This is a genomic window from Paracoccus sp. MBLB3053, assembly GCF_031822435.1.
Taxonomy (GTDB): domain Bacteria; phylum Pseudomonadota; class Alphaproteobacteria; order Rhodobacterales; family Rhodobacteraceae; genus Paracoccus; species Paracoccus aurantius.
In genome coordinates, this window is sequence record NZ_JAVQLW010000001.1 from 2,459,422 (window position 1) to 2,478,896 (window position 19,475).

Genomic DNA, 19,475 nt, shown 5'->3' on the forward strand with positions numbered 1-19,475 from the left:
GATGAACGGCCTCGCGCCAAGGGAGTGACGCATGGTGATGACCCCAGTACTTCTGGCCGGCGGATCGGGCACGCGGCTTTGGCCGGTTTCGCGCAAGAGCTTCCCGAAGCAATTCGTTCCCCTGGTTGGCGACGAAACGCTTTTCCAGGCCTCTGCCCGCAGGTTGGCTGGCCCACGTTTCGGCGCACCACTGGTCATGACGAATGCCGATTTCCGATTCATCGTCTCCGAGCAGCTGGCCGCTATCGGCATCACGCCATCGGCCATCCTCATCGAACCCTCCGGGCGCAACACCGCACCAGCGATCCTTGCAGCCGCATTGAGTGTCGCCGAAAAGGACCCTGATGGCCTGTTGCTGGTCGCCCCATCAGATCACGTCGTCCCGGACGCCGAGGCCTTTGGCCGCGCTGTCGAACTGGGCACCCCGGCTGCGAAAGCCGGGCGGATCGTGACCTTCGGCATTACGCCGACGCGCCCAGAAACCGGCTATGGATATATGGAGGCCGAAACCTCGGGCGAAGGCCCGGTGGTGCTGAAACGCTTCGTCGAAAAGCCCGATCTCGCGACCGCAAACGAGATGATTTCCCAGGGGAACTTCCTTTGGAATGCGGGGATCTTCCTGTTTTCGGCGCGGACCATGATCGACGCGTTCCGCGCTCATGCCCCCGAATTTCTTGAACCAGTTCAGCAGGCACTGGGAGAGGCGCGCACCGACCTTGGCTTCCTGCGTATCGCACCGGGCCCCTGGGACACGCTTCCAGATGTGTCGATCGATTATGCGGTTCTGGAAAAGGCGGACAATCTTTCGGTCGTGCGCTTCTCGGGCCATTGGTCGGATCTGGGCGGATGGGATGCGGTCTGGCGCGAAGCGCAGGAGGATGCACCCGCCGAAGGCGGCAACGTCACGGACGGGCATTCAACGGCGATCGATTGCGAAAACGTCCTTCTGCGTTCGCAGGACGAAGGGGTCGAGGTCGTCGGCATCGGCCTGAAGGACGTCATGGTCGTCTCGACCAATGACGCCGTGCTTGTCGCCGGGATGGATCGCGCCCAGGATGTCCGCAAGGCGGTATCCGCTCTGAAGGCAAAGGGCGCGCGACAGGCTGAAATTTTCCTGCGCGATCATCGTCCCTGGGGATGGTTCGAGACGCTTGCATTGGCCGACCGGTTCCAGGTCAAGCGAATCGTCGTCAATCCCGGTGCGGCCCTGTCGCTGCAATCCCACTTTCACCGCTCGGAACATTGGATCGTGGTCAGCGGAACGGCTCGGGTCACTGTCGATGAAACCGTGACGCTGGTGACCGAAAACCAGTCGATCTACGTCCCGCTGGGTGCCGTCCACCGCATGGAAAATCCAGGCAAGGTTCCGATGGTATTGATCGAGGTTCAGACCGGCGCCTATCTGGGTGAGGACGATATCGTTCGCTACGAGGATGTCTATTCGCGAGAATGAGGCAGCAGCAGACGACGGAACAGCAGGTCCAGAAAGACCTCGGCCTCGGCATAGGGATCGTGATCGGGACCAAGAACCGCCCGCACCTGGACTTCGAAATCGGCGTAATGCTGGGTCAATGCCCAGATCGAGAACAGAAGGTGATGGGGGGCGACCTGCGCAATCAGTCCCTCTGAAATCCAACGGCCGATAAGAGCCGATTTTTCATCGACAAGCTGGCGCAACTCACCGCCCAGGATCGGTTCGAGACGCGGCGCTCCCTGCAGGACCTCATTGGCAAAGAGACGGCTTTCCTGCGGGAAATCCCGCGACATCTCAAGTTTGCGTCGGGCATAGGCAAGGATCTGGTCGGCCGGGTCGCCTTCTGCCTGCAAATCCCGCAGCGGCTGCAACCACATGTCCAGCAGACCCCGCAGCAATTCGCTGTGAATCGCGTCCTTAGACTGAAAATAATAAAGGACATTCGGCTTCGACAGACCGGCCGCATCCGCGATCTGGTCGATCGTTGTTCCTGCGAAGCCGCGTGCCGAAAATTCACGCAACGCCGCGGTCATGATCGCTTCGCGGTTCTTTTTCTGGATACGGCTCTGTCGGCGCGGCTTTTCCTGCATCGGATTTCCGTGAAAGGCACCCGATCTGCCAAAGGGCTGATATCGCGGCGCTTGACTGACTATGGACCCGTGCTAGCCTGATCCTGACCAAATGGTCAATATTTCGCGGCGCACTTTGGCCATGAGTGCCAGAACCAATGCCGCTGCCCGATCCCGCCGACCGTCCAGAAGAAGACGGCGGCCAGACAGGAAGGATGAAGCTATGACGACTGCCCAAGGTGGTGCGGATACCGCCATCATGCCCGCAGCCAACATGAAGGTCGACGGCGACCGCCTATGGGATAGCCTGATGGAGATGGCCAAGATCGGGCCTGGCATCGCGGGCGGCAATAACCGACAGGCCCTGACCGATGAGGACGGCGAAGGTCGCAAACTTTTCCAGAGTTGGTGCGAAGAAGCTGGGATGGTCATGTCGGTCGACCAGATGGGCAACATGTTCTTTCGCCACGAGGGGGCGGAGCCGGAGCTTGAGCCGGTCTATATCGGCAGCCATCTGGACACCCAGCCTACTGGGGGAAAATACGACGGAGTGCTGGGCGTGCTGGCCGGGCTCGAAGTCATCCGGTCGATCCGCAATCTTGGCATCACGACCCGCCGCCCTATCGTCGTGACGAACTGGACGAACGAGGAAGGTACCCGCTTCGCCCCTGCCATGCTGGCCTCGGGCGTCTTTGCCGGGGTGATAGATCAGGATTTCGCCTATGGGCGGCGCGATGCCAAGGGCAAGAGCTTCGGCGAGGAACTTGCCCGCATCGGCTGGATGGGCGACGAGAAGCCCGGAGATCGCAAGATCCACGCCATGTTCGAATATCATATCGAACAGGGCCCGATTCTCGAGGCTGAAGATGTCCAGATCGGCGTCGTCACCCACGGCCAGGGCCTGCGCTGGATCGAATGCACAGTGACGGGCAAGGGGCAGCATACCGGTTCGACGCCCATGCGGATGCGCCGCAATGCGGGGCGAGGCCTGGCGCAATTGACCGAGCTGGTCCACGAAATAGCGATGCGGCACCAACCCGCCGCCGTCGGCGCGATAGGCCATATCGACGTCTATCCAAACAGCCGCAATATCATTCCGGAACGGGTTGTTTTTACGATCGATTTCAGAAGTCATCTTATGCCAACTCTGCTTGAGATGGTCGAAGAGTTCACCTCAAAGGCTCCGGCAATCTGCGAAGCCCTGGGGTGTGAATTCAGCCACGAGATCGTGGGCCACTTCGACCCGCCGGCCTTCGATGCGGCCTTGGTCGACCGGGTACGCTCGGCTGCCGACCGGCTGGGCTACAGCCATATGGATATCATCTCGGGCGCGGGGCACGATGCCTGCTGGGTGAACAAGGTCGCGCCCACCGTGATGATCATGTGTCCATGCGTCGATGGGCTCAGCCATAACGAGGCCGAGGAAATCAGCCCGGAATGGGCCTCTGCCGGTACGGATGTGCTGCTGCATGCGGTGCTTGAAACCGCCGAAATCGTTTCCTGATGGGAGGCCGGGCCCTGCGCCCCGGCAGCCCCACAGAACCCAAAACGAAGGAAGGAATAAGGGATGAGCACGGTCATCAGGGGCGGTACCATCGTCACGGCCGATCTGAGCTACAAGGCGGATGTCCTGATCGAAGGCGGCAAGATCGCCGCGATTGGTGAAGGGCTGGTCGGTGGCACGACCCTGGACGCGACGGGCTGCTATGTCATGCCGGGCGGCATCGACCCGCATACGCATCTGGAAATGCCCTTCATGGGCACCTATTCGGCCGATGACTTTGAATCCGGGACCCGCGCGGCACTGGCGGGCGGGACGACAATGGTCGTGGATTTCGTGCTTCCTTCACCTGACCAAGGGCTGCTGGATGCGCTGAAGATGTGGGACAACAAGTCCGGCCGGGCGCATTGCGATTACAGCTATCACATGGCCGTCACGTGGTGGGGCGAGCAGGTCTTTGACGAAATGGATGAAGTGGTGAAGCGCGGCATCACCTCGTTCAAGCATTTCATGGCCTACAAGGGCGCGCTGATGGTGAATGATGACGAAATGTTCGCATCATTCCGCCGGGTTGGTGATCTGGGTGGCGTCGCTCTTGTCCATGCCGAGAACGGAGATGTCGTGGCCGAACTTTCTGCCCGCCTTCTGGCGGAAGGCAATACCGGCCCGGAAGGCCACGCCTATTCCCGCCCGCCGCAGGTCGAGGGTGAGGCGACAAACCGCGCGATCATGATCGCGGATATGGCGGGCGTCCCGCTTTATGTCGTTCATACGTCGTGCGAGGACAGCCACGAAGCGATCCGACGCGCCCGCCAGCAGGGCAAGCGCGTCTGGGGCGAGCCGCTGATCCAGCATCTTGTTCTGGACGAAAGCGAATATTTCAACGCGGATTGGGATCATGCCGCGCGCCGGGTGATGTCGCCGCCGTTCCGCAACAAGCTGCACCAGGACAGTCTTTGGGCCGGGCTGCAATCGGGCAGCCTGAGCTGCGTCGCAACAGATCATTGCGCCTTCACGACCGAGCAGAAGCGCTATGGTGTCGGCGATTTCACAAAGATCCCGAATGGGACCGGCGGGCTTGAAGACAGGATGCCGGTTCTATGGACCTTTGGCGTGGAAACCGGCCGGCTGACACCGAACGAATTTGTCGCCGTGACCTCGACCAATATCGCCAAGATCCTGAACATGTATCCGAGAAAGGGGGCCGTGCTGATCGGTTCCGATGCCGATCTGGTCGTTTGGGACCCGGCCGCCGAAAAGAGCATCAGCGCAGGAAACCAGCAATCTGCCATTGATTACAACGTGTTCGAAGGCATCAAGGTCAAGGGCCTGCCGCGCTACACGCTGACGCGCGGTGTCGTTGCCGTCACCGAGGGGAAAGTCGACAGCCGGGAGGGACATGGCGAATTCGTGGCGCGCCAACCGCGTCCGGCGGTCAACCGCGCGCTTTCGGCCTGGAAGGAGCTGACTGCGCCGCGCCCGATCGAGCGCTCGGGCATTCCGGCGAGCGGGGTCTGACTTGGGGGTGATCGAGGCGCATGGCGTCAGCCTGACCTTTGAAACGGCGGATGGCCCGGTTCACGCGCTGAAAGACGTGGATCTGACCATCGAAAAGGGCGATTTCGTCAGTTTCATCGGGCCTTCGGGCTGTGGCAAGACCACTTTCCTGCGCACGATCGCGGCGCTGGAAACCCCAACCTCGGGACAGATCGGCGTGAACGGGATGAGCGCGGACGAGGCCCGGCGCGCGCGAGCATATGGCTATGTCTTTCAGGCACCGGGCCTTTACCCGTGGCGAACGATTTCCAGAAATATCTCGCTTCCTCTTGAAATCATGGGTTTTTCCAAGGCGGATCGGGATGAGAAGATTGCCCGCGTGCTTGATCTTGTCGAGCTTGGCGGATTTGGCGGCAAGTTTCCCTGGCAATTGTCGGGCGGCATGCAGCAGCGGGCATCGATCGCGCGCGCCCTGGCTTTCGACGCGGATATCCTGCTGATGGACGAACCTTTCGGCGCGCTGGACGAAATCGTCCGCGACCGGCTCAACGAAGCGCTGCTTGAACTTTGGAGGAAGACAGGAAAAACTATTGGTTTCGTTACACATTCGATTCCAGAAGCAGTTTACCTCTCGACCCGGATCGTGGTCATGTCGCCGCGTCCGGGGCGGATCACCCGGATCATCGAAAGCACCCTGCCACGCGAAAGGCCGCTGGAGATCCGAGATACGCCCGAGTTCATCCGCATCGCCCATGAGGTGCGCGAAGGCCTGCGCGAGGGGCACAGCTATGACTGACCGGAAGCCCCGCACCACGCGTACACCGCCTGTACACAGCGCGTACACCGTTCGTGCACTGTTCCCCGTGGCGTTCCCCGTGGGGCCAAGATGAGCCGCGCCTTGCCCGTCCTGACCGTGATCCTTGCGATCATCCTTGTCTGGTATGTCGCGGCGGTGGGGCTGAATGCCGCATGGGTCCGCGACCAGGCGGCACGGGCGGGTGAAGTTCTGGACGCAAGGCAACTGGTCGAACGGAGCCTGTCGCAGGAGCGCCCGGTCCTGCCCGCGCCGCATCAGGTCGCGAAGGGTTTGTGGGACGGGGTCGCGGGCCAGAAGATCACCTCGAAGCGCAGCCTTGTCTGGCATGGCTGGATCACGCTGTCCGCCACGCTCGCGGGTTTCGCGATCGGCGCGCTGGCCGGGGTCCTGCTTGCCGTGGGGATCGTCCATAGCCGGGTCATGGATCTGTCGGTCATGCCCTGGGCGATTGCAAGCCAGACGGTGCCCATTCTGGCCATCGCGCCGATGGTGATCGTCGTCTTCGCGAGCATGGGCGTCACCGGCCTGATGCCCAAGGCGATGATCTCGGCCTGGCTCAGCTTCTTTCCGGTCCTGGTCGGCATGGTGAAAGGGCTGAGAACCCCCGATGCCATGCAGATGGACCTGATGCGGTCGTGGAACGCATCCCCTGCCCAGGTGTTCTGGCGGCTGCGGCTGCCTTCGGCCCTGCCCTATCTTTTCGCCTCGCTCAAGGTCGCGGTGGCGGCGGCGCTGGTCGGCACGATCGTCGGTGAGTTGCCGGCGGGCGCCACGGCGGGGCTGGGGGCAAGGTTGCTTTCGGGCAGCTATTACGGGCAGACCATCCAGATCTGGGCCGCGCTTTTCGCGGCGGCGGCGCTTGCCGCCGCGCTGGTGGCCGTGATCGGCGCCATCGAGAAGGCGACGCTGCAGCGCATGGGGCTGGCGCGATGAGCAACGCCTTTGCGATGATCGCGATCTGGCTTGGGGCGGTGGCCCTGAATACCGTTCTGGCGCGTCGCGCCGGGCGGCTGCCATCCGTGCTGGTTCCCATGATCTTTGGGGCGACGATCCTTGTGCTTTGGGAAATGGCCTGTCGCCGCCTTGCCGTTCCCGCCGTGATCCTGCCCGCGCCAAGCCAGATCTGGTCGGCATTCGCGGGAAACCTGCCGCTGCTTTGGGGGGATTTCGTGCAGACCATCCTGAAGGGCGCGTTGTCGGGCTGGCTGATCGGGGCGGCGCTGGCCGTCGTGACGGCGATTGCCATCGACCGTTCACCCTTTCTGCAGCGCGGCCTGCTGCCGATCGGGAATTTCGTCGCCGCGCTGCCCATTGTCGGCGTCGCGCCGATCCTTGTCATGTGGTTCGGCTTTGACTGGCAGTCCAAGGCGGCGGTCGTGGTCGTCATGGTCTTTTTCCCGATCCTTGTGAACATGGTCGCGGGGCTCAAGGCCACCGATGCGCTGGCCCGGGACCAGATCGCGACCTGGGGCGCGAGCTATGCACAGGCGCTGGTCAAGCTGCGCCTGCCCGCAGCCCTGCCCTTTCTGTTCAACGGGCTCAAGATCACCACGACGCTTGCCCTGATCGGTGCCATCGTCGCCGAGTTCTTTGGCAGCCCGACGCGGGGCATGGGCTTTCGCATCTCGACCGCAGTCGGACAGCTCGACATGGCGCTGGTCTGGGCCGAGATCCTGGTGGCGGCGCTGTCCGGCACCCTGTTTTATGGAATTGTCGCGCTGACCGAGAAACGGTTGACCTTCTGGCACCCTTCGCAGCGCCAATAAGCCGGGGCAAATGCCCCATCAACAGTGGAGAGAGTGATGAAGACATTCCTGATCTCGGCGGGCGTCATGGCGCTGATGGCAGGCGCAGCCTCGGCGGCAGATGACCTGACCCTGCAATTGAAATGGGTCACGCAGGCGCAGTTCGGCGGCTATTACGTCGCCAAGGACAAGGGCTTCTACGAGGAAGAGGGCCTGAACGTCACCATCAAGCCGGGCGGACCGGATATCGCCCCGGTCCAGGTGCTGGCCGGAGGCGGCGCGGATGTCACCGTCGAATGGATGCCCGCCGCCTTGGCCGCGCGTGAAAAGGGCCTGCCCATCGTCAATATCGCCCAGCCCTTCAAGAAATCGGGCATGATGCTGACCTGTCTCAAGGAATCGGGCGTCACCGATCCCAAGGCCGATTTCAAGGGCAAGACCTTGGGCGTCTGGTTTTCGGGAAACGAATATCCGTTCCTGAGCTGGATGAACCATCTGGGCCTTGCGACCGATGGCAGCCCCGAAGGCGTGACCGTGCTGAAACAGGGCTTCAACGTCGACCCGTTGCTGCAAAAGCAGGCCGCCTGCATTTCGACCATGACCTATAACGAATATTGGCAGGTGATCGACGCGGGCATCGCGGCCGAGGATCTGGTGACCTTCAAATACGAGGAACAGGGTGTCGCGACGCTGGAAGACGGGCTTTATGTCCTGGAAGAGAAGCTGGGCGATCCGGCAATGGAGGACAAGCTTGTCCGTTTCGTCCGCGCCAGCATGAAGGGCTGGAAATATGCCGAGGAACATCCCGAGGAGGCCGCCGAGATCGTGCTTGAAAACGACGAGACCGGGGCCCAGACGATCGAGCACCAGACCCGGATGGCGGGCGAGATCGCCAAGCTGACCGCCGGTTCCAGCGGTGCGCTGGACGAGGCCGATTATCAGCGCACGGTCGACACGCTTCTGTCGGGCGGGTCGGATCCGGTGATCTCGAAGGCGCCCGACGGTGCCTGGAGCCATGCCATCACCGACAAGGCGCTGAACTGAGCGCATGCAGCAACGATCGGGGGGCAGCCCGCCCCCCTTTTTCCTTCATTCCTGATCGGGCAGCGCCGGCAAGGACCGCAGGTAGAGGATGATCGCATCGAGATCCTCTGCCGTCATCCGGGCAAGATAGGGATAGGGCATTGGCGGCATCATCATGCTGCCATCGGGCCGTTTGCCCTCGACGATCATCGCCCTGATCGCGTCATCCGTATAATCGGCCAGCCCGTCCGGCCCGTTCGTCAGGTTGGCGGCGACCGCGACGCCCCAAGGTCCGTGAAACTCGAACCCGCCCGCGCCGAGCCGCGTGTCGATCATTGGCCCCTGCGGACCCATCGGGCTGTGGCATTCCATGCAATGGCTCACCGGCCCCGCAAGATAGGCGCCATATTCGGCCGTCACGCCTTGCGGGGGTGGGGTCACGCCGCTGACGGGCGGCCCGTAATTCGGGGGAAGCGGGTTTCTGTAGGTCGACTTGCCCGGGTCGTTCTGGACGGCGGGCACGCTGCGCAGATAGATCACGATCGAGGCGAGATCCTCATCGCCCAAGCCGCGATACATGGTGAAGGGCATGGGCGGGCCGATCAGGCTGCCATCGGGGCGGACCCCTTCGCGGATCGCGCGGGCCAGTTCGGCGTCGCTCCATTGCGCGATCGCCCCGCCGGGCGTGATGTTCGGTGCGATCGCGGTGAAGAACGGGTTCTCTTCGACCAGCCGGCCGCCCAGGTCCTTGGTCAAGTCGAAACCCTCGGGACCGATCGGCGTGTGGCAATTGCCGCAACCCGCGGGCCCCTGGACAAGATATTCACCGCGCTCGACGCTGGGCGCCGCGTGGGCCGGTGCAGACATGGCCGCCAGGGCAGCCAGGACGGCAAGACGCATCATGAAAATTTCCTCATGGCAAGACTGGCGCGAAATCTACCACTAAGCGCGGAACACCCGATGCCCAAGGTGGGGCATCCGGGCTGTCTCTTCAGACAGATCCGGACGCATTTCCGGGGAAGTAGGTCGAATTCGAACGCGGGATCTTGCGCATCGCGCCCGAGCGCGCCAGAGCAGCGCGATGAGCGAAAAGAACACAAGACACGGCATGATCGACGACGCCCAGGGACTTGCCTATGGCAGTTTCGTGGCCGCCGTCGGTGTCATGCTCATGACCCATATGGGTTTCGTCACCGGACAGACCGCGGGGCTTGCGGTGCTGATTTCCTATGCCACGGGCTGGGGCTTCGGCCCGGTCTTCTTCGTGGTCAACCTGCCCTTCTACTGGCTGGGCTACAGGCGCTTCGGGCTGGGCTTCACGCTGAAGAGCTTTCTCGCCGTCGCGCTTCTGTCGCTTATCGTGCAGATCCTGCCAAGCCGGCTGCATTTCGGCGAGATCCACCCGCTGGTCGCGGCGCTTCTTCTGGGCTGCCTGACCGGATCGGCGTTGCTTGCGCTGTTCCGCCACGGCGCATCCCTGGGCGGGATCGGGATCGTCGGGCTTTACATCCAGGACGCGACCGGGTTTCGCGCGGGCTGGACGCAGCTCATCTTCGACGCCTGCCTTTTCGCGGCGGCGCTGCTCTTGCGTGACGTCGAGACGGTGGCCTGGTCCTTCCTTGGCGCGGTGGTGCTGAACCTGGTGATCGCGATCAACCACCGGCGCGACCGCTACATCGCCTGACGGGCGGCCCTCAGGCCGCCACACCCAATGCGCGCTTGACGTTCGCGGTCCAGCCGAGCAGGCGCTTGTCGCCCTCGACGATCGCGGGGCGCTTCATCAGCGAAGGCTTTGCTTCGAGCATCCGAAGCGGTTCGGCGGCGCGTTCATCCTCGGACATGCCGCGCCAGGTGAGGCTGGCGCGATTGACCAGCTTGTCGCCGAATTCGGCCAGCATGGTCGTCCAATCCGCCGTGGCCAGAGGATCATTCTTCACGTCCCGAAACTTGACGGTCCAGCCGGCGGCCTCAAGTTCGGCCTGGGCCTTCTGGCAGGTGGAGCAATGGGAAAGCCCGTACATGGTCAGGTTCTTGGTCATCAGATCACCGGAATGAAGGGAACATTGCAGGCCGAAAGGGCCATGAGCGCTAGGAGGGACAGGCAGAGTCGCAAGATGGGTCTCCAGAGGTTTTCGCCGGGTTATGGCCTCTTGGACAGCGCTGGTAAACAGCACTCATCCGTGATCATCGTGCAGCCTGGCCTTGATCCGGCGCATGCTGTACCAGACGCAGGCGATCACGAAGGGCGTCAGCAGCGCCAGCAGCACCGCCTTGTCGAGATGGATCGCATAGGCCACGGGACCCAGCGCATAGCCCAGCAGCCCGACCGCGTAATAGCTGATCGCGAAGACCGAAAGCCCCTCGACCGTGTGCTGAAGGCGAAGCTGCAGATCGGCCCGCCTGTCCATACGCAGCATCAGTTCACGGTTCTGCTCGCCGCGCCAGACATCGACGCGGGTGCGCAACAGCTCGCCCGCCCGCTCGGCCCGGTCGAGCAGCGCCGCCAGCCGCCTTTCGGTCGATTTCACCGTCCGCATTGCCGGGGCGTAGCGCCGCGACATGAACTCGGTCAGCATCTGGCCACCCATGAAGCGGGTTTCGCGCAAGGCGGCGACGCGTTCCCGCACGATCGCCTCATAGGCCGAGGTCGCGCCGAAGCGGAAGCTGTTCTGGGTGGCCGCGCTTTCGAGCCGGGTCGCCACGGAAAGCAGATCATGCAGCACGGTTTCGGATTGCCGGGAATCATCGGCCATGCCCTGGACGATTTCACTGAGCTGCGGTTCGAGCGTGTTCATCTGGTCGGTCAGGATGCGCGCCCGGCCCATGCCCAGCATCGACATCGCGCGATAGGTTTCCAGTTCAAGCAGGCGCTGGATGATGCGGCCGATCCGCCCGGATGCCGTGCCCGGACGCACGAAGACCGCAAAGCGCATCCAGCCTGCCGGATCGACCCGGAAGTCACCGGCGACCACGGCGGATTCGTCCAGAACCCAGACCGAGGCAAGGCTTTCCGCCGCGAACCATTCCTCGAGCCGGGGCAGGATCGCCTCGGGGTCCTCGGGCAAGAGATCGACATGGATCATCACCGCCGCCACGCGCTTTCCCGGTGCCTCGTGCTGCCAGTCGCGCGGGAAGATGTCACCCACCCCCGGATCGAAGGGCCGTGGCGGAAGGCCGCGGGAAAAGGCCGTGTAGGTCACGAATTCGGTATGGCTTTCCCAGCGCAGCCGATGGCGGCCAAGCTTGGCCGAATAATGCCCCGCCTCGGGGTCGGGACGCGGCGCACCGTGGCGGCCGACCAGATCGGCCAGATGGGCCACATCCCGTTCCCGGTCCCGGGTCGCCGCATTCTTCGGTTCCTTGATCGCAAGGAAGACTGCCGTGCAGGGCGCTTCGAGCCGCGGTGAAGGCCGGGCATGCAATTCATTGACCAGCGCATAGCGCAGCGGGTGTTCATCTTCGTCATTCATGCCCGGATCATGGGCAGAGCGCGAATGCTGCCGCAAGGGAAAATCTTCTGTCTCAACCATTTGGCGCGTCCCCGCCGCGGCATCAGGTTTTCGTGAACGCGGGCGTCGTTGCCGCAAGGCCCGGAACAGGGCAAAATAACCGGAAAACCATGCAAAAGGGGCAGAGATGAACCGGTTGATCGCCAGAATTCTGGGCGTGTTCCTGATCGCAGGTCTGGCCGCCTGCGCACCCAGCAAGTTCAAGACCTACAAGGGCCCGCCCGTGACCGAGGTGCTGGTCCAGAAGGGCGAGCGCAAGATGTACCTGCTGAACGGGCGGCGCGCGATCAAGGTCTATGACATCGGATTGGGCAACGAACCGATCGGGCACAAGCAGTTCGAGGGGGATGGCAAGACCCCCGAGGGGGTCTATTTCATCGACCGCCGCAATCCCAACAGCCGCTATCATCTGTCGATCGGGGTGTCCTATCCGAACGTCGTCGATTCGGCCAACGCGGCCGCCTTTGGCCAAAGACCGGGCGGCGACATCTTCATCCATGGCCAGGGCCCCGAGGGTCGAACGCTGTCGCAATACAGGCGCGACTGGACGGCGGGCTGCATCGCCGTGAGGGATGACGAGGTCGAGGACATCTATGCCATGGTGCGCGACGGCACGCCGATTCTCATCACCCCCTGATTGCCAAAAAGACCGCGTCTTCCCGTAACTTGTATGGGAGACCTGTTCAAAAGGTCAGATAGGATTCTGGGGGGCATCCGGTTAATGATTCACTCGAGTTTTCGAGTTTCAACCTGATGCACTTACCACCAGTCATTCATGATCGTCTGATCGATTCGGCAGAAACCCATGGCTATGTCCCGGGTCTCATCGAAATTGTGATGCGTTTCGGTCCCAAATCACGGTGGCGTGCCGGCGCCATCGTGCTGAGCTCGGCCGAACGTTCGCAGGCCGCGGCCACCCGCTGCGCCCTGCTGATCCCGCGCAGGGGCAGCCGCACGCGCAAGCTGGCGGTCCATCCTGCGCTGCCCGCCGATGTCATCAAATCCATGCTCCAGGCTCTTTGATCTCCACCACCTTGCGGCGGTAAAAGAAAGGCGGGCCGATTGGCCCGCCTTAATCATTGCGGCATGGTGACCGGCTTGGCGATCAGTCGATCATGGGCAGGAGCTGGTCGATCGACTTCTTGGCGTCGCCATAGAACATCCGGGTATTTTCCTTGTAGAACAACGGGTTCTCGATGCCGGAATAGCCCGTCCCCTGGCCGCGCTTGCTGACGAAGACCTGCTTGGCCTTCCAGACTTCCAGGACCGGCATGCCGGCGATCGGGCTGTTCGGGTCTTCCTGCGCCGCCGGGTTCACGATGTCGTTCGAGCCGATCACGATGACCACGTCGGTCGAGGGGAAATCCTCGTTGATCTCGTCCATTTCCAGGACGATGTCATAGGGAACCTTGGCTTCGGCCAAGAGCACGTTCATGTGCCCCGGCAGGCGCCCGGCGACAGGGTGGATGGCGAATCGGACGTTCTTGCCCTTGGCGCGCAGCTTGCGGGTCAGTTCGCTGACCGATTGCTGGGCCTGCGCCACGGCCATGCCATAGCCCGGAACGATGACGATTTCATCGGCGTCGTTCAGCGCGGCCGCGACGCTGTCGGCGTCGATCGCGACCTGTTCGCCCTCGATTTCCATCGCGGGGCCGGCGGTGCCGCCGAAGCCGCCCAGGATGACGCTGACGAAATGGCGGTTCATCGCCTTGCACATGATGTAGCTCAGGATCGCACCCGAAGAGCCGACCAGCGCACCCACGACGATCAGGAGGTCATTGCCGAGCGTGAAGCCGATGGCCGCGGCCGCCCAGCCGGAATAGCTGTTCAGCATCGAGACGACGACCGGCATGTCCGCCCCGCCAATGCCCATGATCAGGTGATAGCCGATGAAAAGCGCGAGCGCCGCGATCAGGATCAGCCAGAACACCGCAGGGCCGACACCTGCGCAATAAAGGATGCCGAAAAGAAGCGACAGCGCCACGGCGCCCGCGTTCAGCATATGGCCGCCCGGCAGTTTCCTGGGCTTGCCGTCGATCTTGCCGGCAAGCTTGCCGAAGGCCACGACCGAGCCGGTGAAGGTCACTGCGCCGATGAAGATGCCCAGGAAGACCTCGACCTTGAGCATGGCGATTTCGGCCGGGGTCTTGTGCGCGAGAACGGCGGCGAAGCCATGGAAGGCGGCTTCAGCGCCGGACGCCTTGATCCGCAGCACGCGCGACAGTTCGAACTGCGCATTGAAGCCGATGATGACGGCGGCGAGGCCGACCAGGCTGTGCATCGCGGCGACAAGCTGCGGCATCTCGGTCATCTGGACGCGCTTGGCGACCACCCAGCCGATGCTGCCGCCGATGGCCAGCATCACCAGCGACAGGAACCAGTTCCCCGCGCCGGGGCCGAACAGCGTGGCCACCACGGCCAGCGCCATCGCGCTGATGCCGTACCAGACCGCACGCTTGGCGCTTTCCTGCCCCGACAGCCCGCCCAGCGACAGGATGAAGAGGACGGCCGCGACCACATAGGCGGCGGTGCTTACTCCGAATTCCATCATGCCCTCCTTACGACTTCTGGAACATGGCGAGCATCCGGCGCGTGACCAGGAAACCACCGAAGATGTTGACGCCCGCCATCAGGACCGACAGCGCGGCCAAGAGCATCACGAGCCATGACCCCGAGCCGATCTGCAGAAGCGCGCCGACGATGATGATCGACGAGATCGCGTTGGTGATCGCCATCAGGGGCGTGTGCAGGGAATGGCTGACATTCCAGATGACCTGAAAGCCCACGAAACAGGCCAGAACGAACACGATGAAATGCGACAGGAAGCTGGCGGGCGCGAAGCTGCCGATGAGAAGCATCAGCACCGCACCGGCACCCAGCAGCGTGATCTGCGACTTCGTCTGCGCCTTGAAGGCTGCCAGTTCCTTGGCCCGCCGTTCTTCCGCCGTCAGTTCCTTGGCCTTTTCGCGTGGTTTCTGCGCCGCAATCGCCGCGACCTTGGGCGGCGGCGGTGGCCAGGTCACGTCACCATCATGGGTGACGGTCGCACCGCGGATGACGTCGTCTTCCATGTTCTGGACGAGCTTGCCATCCTTGCCGGGCGTCAGGTCGGTCAGCATGTGGCGGATATTGTTGCCGTAAAGCTCGGAGGCCTGCGCCCCCATCCGCGACGGGAAGTCGGTATAGCCGATGATGACGACACCGTTTTCGGTGACGAAGCGTTCGTCGGGAACGGTCAGTTCGCAATTGCCGCCGCGCTCGGCCGCAAGATCGACGATGACCGAACCGGGCTTCATCGCCTGGACCATGTCGGTGGTCCAGAGCTTGGGCGCATCGCGGCCGGGGATCAGCGCCGTGGTGATGACGATGTCCATGTCGGGCGCAAGCTCGCGGAATTTCTCCAGCTGCTTTTCGCGGAATTCCGGGCTCGACGGGGCGGCATAGCCGCCGGTGGCCGCACCGTCCTGCGCCTGTTCCTTGAAATCGAGATAGACGAATTCCGCGCCCATCGATTCGATCTGCTCGGCGACTTCGGGGCGCACGTCGAAGGCATAGACCTGCGCGCCAAGGCTGGTCGCCGCGCCGATCGCGGCAAGGCCCGCGACGCCCGCACCCACAACCAGAACCTTGGCGGGGGGGACCTTGCCCGCAGCCGTCACCTGGCCGGTGAAGAAACGTCCGAAATTGTTCGCGGCCTCGATCACCGCGCGGTAGCCCGCGATATTCGCCATCGAGGACAGCGCGTCCATCTTCTGTGCGCGCGAGATGCGCGGCACCATGTCCATGGCGATGGCGGTGATGCCCTGTTCCCGCGCCGCTTCCAGAAGCTCTGCGTTCTGCGCCGGATAGAAATGCGAGATCAGCGTCTGGCCGTGGCGCATCTGGCCGATCTCGGTTTCGCTGGGCGGACGGACCTTGACCACGACATCGACGTCGTTGATCAGCGCCAGGGCCGTGGGTTCAAGCGTGATCCCCGCCGCCTCATAGGCCGCATCCGTAAACCCGGCCCCCACCCCGGCCCCGGATTCGACAAAGACATCATGGCCCAGTTTCTTGAGATGGGCGGCCGAAGCAGGAGTGATCGCGACGCGCGCCTCTCCCTCGTAGCTCTCTTTCAAAGCGCCGATCTTCACGAGGGCACCTCCCCTGTTAGCGACTTACAGCGGCGTTCTTAGCATCGCGAAATTATCTTTCACAAGGGCGTGACAAGACATCTCATCCGGAAATGGGACGTAACGTCACGGGAATCGATTCATGATCGCGGCCAGGATTTCGAAAAGAAAAGGCCCCGGCCCCGCCGCAAGGCGGCATGGACCGGGGCAGGAACGGTCGGGCGCAGGCGCTGTTCAGGCGGCCTGGTCGGCCTTGGCCTGAAGCCGGCGTGCGTGCAGGACCGGCTCGGTATAGCCCGAAGGCTGGACCCGGCCCAGGAAGACCAGATCGCAAGCCGCCTGGAACGCCACGCCGTCATAACCGGGGGCCATCGGCTGATAGGCTGGATCGCCTTCGTTCTGGCGATCGACGACGCCCGCCATCTTGCGCATCGCGTCCATGACCTGCGTTTCCGCCACGATCCCGTGATGCAGCCAGTTCGCCAGCGACTGGGCCGAAATCCGCAGCGTGGCGCGGTCTTCCATCAGGCCGATATCGTTGATGTCGGGCACTTTCGAGCAGCCGATGCCCTGATCGACCCAGCGCACGACATAGCCCAGGATGCCCTGGCAGTTGTTTTCCAGCTCACGCGTGATTTCGGCATCGCTGTAGTTCCGGCCCCCCGCCAGCGGGATGGTCAGCAGATCGTCGAGGCGCGCGGGCCGCTTCAGCGCGGCGATCTCGGCCTGCCGGGCATGGACATCGACCTTGTGATAATGGGTCGCATGCAGCGTCGCGGCCGTCGGGCTTGGCACCCAGGCCGTGTTCGCGCCGGACATCGGATGGCCAATCTTCTGCGCGAGCATGTCAGCCATCTTGTCGGGAATGGCCCACATGCCCTTGCCGATCTGCGCCTTGCCGGCAAGTCCGCAGGCGAGGCCGATATCGACGTTGCGGTCTTCATAGGCCGAGATCCAGGGCTGCGTCTTCATCTCGCCCTTGGCGATCATCGCGCCCGCTTCCATCGAGGTGTGGATTTCGTCCCCGGTCCGGTCGAGGAAGCCGGTATTGATGAAGGCCACGCGATGTTTCGCGGCGCGGATGCATTCCTTGAGGTTCGCGCTGGTGCGACGTTCCTCGTCCATGATGCCCAGCTTGACCGTGTGGCGCGGAAGACCCAGCACGTCCTCGACGAAATCGAAGATCTCGCTGGCAAAGGCGACTTCTTCGGGGCCGTGCATCTTGGGTTTCACGACATAGATCGAGCCGGTGACCGAGTTCTTCGCCCCGTCCTTGTCGAGATCGCGCTTGGCGCAAAGCGCGGTGACCATGGCGTCGAGCAAGCCTTCGAAGACCTCGTTGCCGTCGCGGTCAAGAATGGCGGGCGTGGTCATCAGGTGGCCGACATTGCGCACAAGCATCAGGGCGCGGCCCTTATGCGTCACGCTCGCGCCGTCGGGCCCGGTGAAGGTCACGTCAGGGTTGAGCTTGCGGGTGAAGCTTTTCCCGCCCTTCACGACCTCTTCGGCAAGGGTGCCGTCCATCAGCCCGAGCCAGTTGCCATAGGCCAGGGCCTTGTCTTCGCCATCGACGCAGGCGACAGAATCTTCGCAATCCATGATCGCGGACAGCGCCGATTCAAGAACGACATCGGAAATCCCTGCCTTGTCCTGCCCGCCGACCGGGGTCGAGGGGTCGATGACGATGCGGATCAGGAGGCCGTTGTTCTTCAGGAAGATATCGCTGGGCGATTCCGCCGATCCGTTGAAGCCCGCGAATTTCGCGCCATCCCGCAGCGCCGGGACAAGTGCACCGTCACGCACGGCCAGCGAGGTGATGTCCGACCAGGACCCATCGGCAAGCGGCACCGACTGGTCCAGGAAATCGCGGCCCCAGGCGATCACGCGCGCGCCGCGCAAGGCGTCATAGCCCTTGCCTTCGGGCAGGTCGCCCATCGCATCCGTGCCGTAAAGCGCATCGTAGAGGCTGCCCCAGCGGGCATTGGCCGCATTCAGCGCGTAGCGCGCATTGGTGATCGGCACGACCAGCTGCGGACCCGCGACACTGGCGAATTCCGGGTCGGTCGCCGCTGTCTCGATCCGGAAATCCTCGCCTTCGGGGACGAGATAGCCGATTTCGGACAGGAAGTCGCGATAGGCACCGGCATCGGCGGGCTGGCCCTGCCTGGCGATGTGCCAGGCGTCGATCGTGGCCTGCAATTCCTCGCGGCGCGCCAGCAGCGCGCGATTGCGCGGGCCGAACTCGTGCAGCAGCTTCGAGAGTCCCTCCCAGAAGCGGCGCTGGTCGACGCCGCTGCCCGGCAGGGCGCGTTCATTGATGAAGTCCGCAAGTGCTCCGTCCACTCGCAAACCTGCCTTTTCCAAGCGCGCCATGCCCTTCCCTTTCATTTCCCAGATCGCCTCCCGTTTCGGTGCACCGTGGTATGCCAAATCGGGAGTTCTTTCAACCTTGGCGACTTTATACCGGGGCGACAATCATCATATCCGAAAATTGAAAAACGCCGCCCGGACTGCCGGGCGGCGTTCGAATTTTCTGCCGTTGAATCAGTTGTTCGCGGGCGGGGTGGTGGTTTCCGGCATCGTCTCGGCCGGGGGTGTCGTCGGCTCGACCGTGACCGCGTCGTCTACCGCATCCGCGGCGCTCGAGGCGGCTTCGCCCGCGGCATTGGCCGCGTCCGAGGCAGCTTCTTCCGCAGCGGTGGCCGCGTCGCTTGCGGCATCGGCAGCGTCGCTTGCCGCCTCGTCCATCGCCGCACCGGCGGCGGTGGCCGCATCCGAGGCGGCCTCACCGGCGGCGCTGGCCGCGTCGCCTGCAGCCTCGGCCGCGTCGTCAGCGGCATCGGCCGCAGCATCGGCCGCAGCCGGCGCGGTGGTGGTATCGGCGGGCATGGTCGTCGTCTCGGCCGGTGCCGTGGTGGTCACGGCGGGCTCTTCGCTTGTGGTGACCTCATCGCCGTTCATGAAATACTGAACGACGAAATAGGCAATCGCGAGCGCGAGCAGGATGCCGATGATCAGGGGAAGCGGCGAAGCACGACGTTCGACCGGCTCGACATAGGTCTGGTTGACCTGGTTCGGCCGGGTGGGATCTACCGGATCGACCCTGTTCGGATCATTGGGATCGTAATTGGCCATCTTGGCTCTCCTCAGCACAAGTTTTTCTTCGTGGGTCTCGAGGACAAGGGCGTGCCACATTCCTGCCCTCACCGCGGCTTGCGACCCCGCTAT

The 19,475-nt window shown here is 63.3% G+C and carries 18 protein-coding genes; 10 read left to right on the plus strand and 8 right to left on the minus strand.

What is annotated here, in order from left to right:
* Positions 1-31: 31 nt before the first annotated feature.
* Complete coding sequence (locus tag RGQ15_RS12290) at positions 32-1,453, plus strand: mannose-1-phosphate guanylyltransferase/mannose-6-phosphate isomerase (RefSeq protein ID WP_311160538.1); 1,422 nt, start codon at positions 32-34, stop codon at positions 1,451-1,453.
* Here the strand turns inward: RGQ15_RS12290 and RGQ15_RS12295 are convergent.
* Positions 1,438-2,064: a TetR family transcriptional regulator C-terminal domain-containing protein gene (locus RGQ15_RS12295; RefSeq protein ID WP_311160539.1), complete on the minus strand. Its 627-nt coding sequence runs from the start codon at positions 2,062-2,064 to the stop codon at positions 1,438-1,440. The two genes, RGQ15_RS12290 and RGQ15_RS12295, sit on opposite strands and share 16 nt — an antisense overlap.
* A gap of 238 nt (positions 2,065-2,302) precedes the next feature.
* On the opposite strand from RGQ15_RS12295, the gene RGQ15_RS12300 reads away from it, so the two are divergent.
* The 6 genes from RGQ15_RS12300 (at position 2,303) to RGQ15_RS12325 (ending at position 8,647) form a co-directional block, all read left to right on the plus strand.
* Entirely contained in the window at positions 2,303-3,547 is a 1,245-nt protein-coding gene (locus RGQ15_RS12300) for a Zn-dependent hydrolase (protein ID WP_409201340.1), read from the plus strand.
* A 63-nt stretch (positions 3,548-3,610) separates the two neighbouring features.
* Positions 3,611-5,062, plus strand: coding sequence for a dihydropyrimidinase (gene hydA, locus RGQ15_RS12305; RefSeq protein WP_311160542.1), 1,452 nt, complete (start codon positions 3,611-3,613; stop codon positions 5,060-5,062).
* 7 nt (positions 5,063-5,069) lie between these two features.
* Positions 5,070-5,837, plus strand: coding sequence for an ABC transporter ATP-binding protein (locus RGQ15_RS12310; RefSeq protein ID WP_311161090.1), 768 nt, complete (start codon positions 5,070-5,072; stop codon positions 5,835-5,837).
* A 90-nt stretch (positions 5,838-5,927) separates the two neighbouring features.
* Positions 5,928-6,791, plus strand: coding sequence for an ABC transporter permease (locus RGQ15_RS12315; RefSeq protein ID WP_311160543.1), 864 nt, complete (start codon positions 5,928-5,930; stop codon positions 6,789-6,791).
* Positions 6,788-7,624: an ABC transporter permease gene (locus RGQ15_RS12320; RefSeq protein WP_311160544.1), complete on the plus strand. Its 837-nt coding sequence runs from the start codon at positions 6,788-6,790 to the stop codon at positions 7,622-7,624. Before RGQ15_RS12315 ends, RGQ15_RS12320 begins: the two co-directional genes overlap by 4 nt.
* A gap of 36 nt (positions 7,625-7,660) precedes the next feature.
* Entirely contained in the window at positions 7,661-8,647 is a 987-nt protein-coding gene (locus RGQ15_RS12325) for an ABC transporter substrate-binding protein (RefSeq protein WP_311160545.1), read from the plus strand.
* Positions 8,648-8,692: 45 nt separating this feature from the next.
* On the opposite strand, the gene RGQ15_RS12330 is transcribed toward RGQ15_RS12325, so the two are convergent.
* Positions 8,693-9,529 carry a c-type cytochrome gene (locus tag RGQ15_RS12330; RefSeq protein ID WP_311160546.1) on the minus strand — a complete coding sequence of 279 codons (837 nt, stop codon included), beginning with the start codon at positions 9,527-9,529 and terminating at the stop codon, positions 8,693-8,695.
* A 178-nt stretch (positions 9,530-9,707) separates the two neighbouring features.
* On the opposite strand from RGQ15_RS12330, the gene RGQ15_RS12335 reads away from it, so the two are divergent.
* Positions 9,708-10,310: a YitT family protein gene (locus RGQ15_RS12335; protein WP_311160547.1), complete on the plus strand. Its 603-nt coding sequence runs from the start codon at positions 9,708-9,710 to the stop codon at positions 10,308-10,310.
* Between the two features lie 10 nt (positions 10,311-10,320).
* Here RGQ15_RS12335 and RGQ15_RS12340 read toward each other — a convergent pair whose 3' ends face one another.
* Positions 10,321-10,665: an arsenate reductase family protein gene (locus RGQ15_RS12340; RefSeq protein WP_311160548.1), complete on the minus strand. Its 345-nt coding sequence runs from the start codon at positions 10,663-10,665 to the stop codon at positions 10,321-10,323.
* 135 nt (positions 10,666-10,800) lie between these two features.
* Positions 10,801-12,096, minus strand: coding sequence for a DUF3422 family protein (locus RGQ15_RS12345; protein ID WP_311160549.1), 1,296 nt, complete (start codon positions 12,094-12,096; stop codon positions 10,801-10,803).
* A 166-nt stretch (positions 12,097-12,262) separates the two neighbouring features.
* Between RGQ15_RS12345 and RGQ15_RS12350 the strand changes: the two genes are divergently transcribed.
* Both RGQ15_RS12350 and RGQ15_RS12355 read left to right on the plus strand, forming a co-directional pair.
* Positions 12,263-12,772 (plus strand): L,D-transpeptidase family protein, encoded by a 510-nt coding sequence (locus RGQ15_RS12350; RefSeq protein WP_311160551.1) that lies wholly within the window; start codon positions 12,263-12,265, stop codon positions 12,770-12,772.
* Positions 12,773-12,972: 200 nt separating this feature from the next.
* Complete coding sequence (locus RGQ15_RS12355; RefSeq protein WP_311160552.1) at positions 12,973-13,158, plus strand: hypothetical protein; 186 nt, start codon at positions 12,973-12,975, stop codon at positions 13,156-13,158.
* Between the two features lie 82 nt (positions 13,159-13,240).
* On the opposite strand, the gene RGQ15_RS12360 is transcribed toward RGQ15_RS12355, so the two are convergent.
* The 4 genes from RGQ15_RS12360 to RGQ15_RS12375 form a co-directional block, all read right to left on the minus strand.
* Positions 13,241-14,683, minus strand: a complete 1,443-nt coding sequence (locus tag RGQ15_RS12360) for an NAD(P)(+) transhydrogenase (Re/Si-specific) subunit beta (RefSeq protein WP_311160554.1) — start codon at positions 14,681-14,683, stop codon at positions 13,241-13,243.
* Positions 14,684-14,693: 10 nt separating this feature from the next.
* Positions 14,694-16,268 (minus strand): Re/Si-specific NAD(P)(+) transhydrogenase subunit alpha, encoded by a 1,575-nt coding sequence (locus RGQ15_RS12365; RefSeq protein ID WP_311160555.1) that lies wholly within the window; start codon positions 16,266-16,268, stop codon positions 14,694-14,696.
* 213 nt (positions 16,269-16,481) lie between these two features.
* Positions 16,482-18,620, minus strand: coding sequence for a malate synthase G (locus RGQ15_RS12370; protein WP_311160557.1), 2,139 nt, complete (start codon positions 18,618-18,620; stop codon positions 16,482-16,484).
* 171 nt (positions 18,621-18,791) lie between these two features.
* Positions 18,792-19,382: a hypothetical protein gene (locus RGQ15_RS12375; protein WP_311160558.1), complete on the minus strand. Its 591-nt coding sequence runs from the start codon at positions 19,380-19,382 to the stop codon at positions 18,792-18,794.
* Between the last annotated feature and the right edge of the window lie 93 nt (positions 19,383-19,475).

Coding starts and splice junctions, on each gene's coding strand:
- RGQ15_RS12375 (WP_311160558.1), bottom strand. CDS start 19,382: ATGGCCAATTACGATCCCAATGATCCGAACAGGGTCGATCCGGTAGAT.
- RGQ15_RS12290 (WP_311160538.1), top strand. CDS start 32: ATGGTGATGACCCCAGTACTTCTGGCCGGCGGATCGGGCACGCGGCTT.
- RGQ15_RS12335 (WP_311160547.1), top strand. CDS start 9,708: ATGAGCGAAAAGAACACAAGACACGGCATGATCGACGACGCCCAGGGA.
- RGQ15_RS12360 (WP_311160554.1), bottom strand. CDS start 14,683: ATGGAATTCGGAGTAAGCACCGCCGCCTATGTGGTCGCGGCCGTCCTC.
- RGQ15_RS12340 (WP_311160548.1), bottom strand. CDS start 10,665: ATGACCAAGAACCTGACCATGTACGGGCTTTCCCATTGCTCCACCTGC.
- RGQ15_RS12355 (WP_311160552.1), top strand. CDS start 12,973: ATGCGTTTCGGTCCCAAATCACGGTGGCGTGCCGGCGCCATCGTGCTG.
- RGQ15_RS12315 (WP_311160543.1), top strand. CDS start 5,928: ATGAGCCGCGCCTTGCCCGTCCTGACCGTGATCCTTGCGATCATCCTT.
- RGQ15_RS12345 (WP_311160549.1), bottom strand. CDS start 12,096: ATGAATGACGAAGATGAACACCCGCTGCGCTATGCGCTGGTCAATGAA.
- RGQ15_RS12320 (WP_311160544.1), top strand. CDS start 6,788: ATGAGCAACGCCTTTGCGATGATCGCGATCTGGCTTGGGGCGGTGGCC.
- hydA (WP_311160542.1), top strand. CDS start 3,611: ATGAGCACGGTCATCAGGGGCGGTACCATCGTCACGGCCGATCTGAGC.
- RGQ15_RS12295 (WP_311160539.1), bottom strand. CDS start 2,064: ATGCAGGAAAAGCCGCGCCGACAGAGCCGTATCCAGAAAAAGAACCGC.
- RGQ15_RS12300 (WP_409201340.1), top strand. CDS start 2,303: ATGCCCGCAGCCAACATGAAGGTCGACGGCGACCGCCTATGGGATAGC.
- RGQ15_RS12350 (WP_311160551.1), top strand. CDS start 12,263: ATGAACCGGTTGATCGCCAGAATTCTGGGCGTGTTCCTGATCGCAGGT.
- RGQ15_RS12330 (WP_311160546.1), bottom strand. CDS start 9,529: ATGATGCGTCTTGCCGTCCTGGCTGCCCTGGCGGCCATGTCTGCACCG.
- RGQ15_RS12370 (WP_311160557.1), bottom strand. CDS start 18,620: ATGGCGCGCTTGGAAAAGGCAGGTTTGCGAGTGGACGGAGCACTTGCG.
- RGQ15_RS12325 (WP_311160545.1), top strand. CDS start 7,661: ATGAAGACATTCCTGATCTCGGCGGGCGTCATGGCGCTGATGGCAGGC.